This window comes from Tritonibacter sp. SIMBA_163, assembly GCF_046535935.1.
GTDB lineage: Bacteria > Pseudomonadota > Alphaproteobacteria > Rhodobacterales > Rhodobacteraceae > Epibacterium > Epibacterium scottomollicae.
This window is the reverse complement of record NZ_JAWJBP010001417.1, coordinates 1-233: the sequence shown is the minus strand read 5'-3', so window position 1 is coordinate 233 and position 233 is coordinate 1. Positions and strand designations below refer to the sequence as shown.

Annotated in this window: 1 protein-coding gene; it reads left to right on the top strand. The window is 61.8% G+C overall.

All coding sequences use genetic code 11. The annotated features are described in order from the left end of the window. Positions 1–233: S4 domain-containing protein (locus R0J92_RS26960; RefSeq protein ID WP_411053944.1), on the top strand; the 233-nt coding region annotated here is incomplete at both ends.

The following is a 233-nucleotide window of genomic DNA, read 5'->3' as shown; positions in this document are numbered from 1 at the left end:
CTGAAGCGCGTCAGCTGGTGAGCCACAAGGCGATCACGGTGAACGGCGTCGTGTCGAACATCCCGTCGCGGCCAGTGAAGGCAGGCGACGTCGTCGCAGTGCGCGAACAGAAGAAGAAGCAAGCGCGTATTCTCGAAGCGCTGTCGCTGGCTGAGCAAGGTGGCATGCCGAGCTGGGTCGCCGTGGATTCGAAGAAGTTCGAAGGCACGTTCAAGTCCAAGCCGGAACGCAGC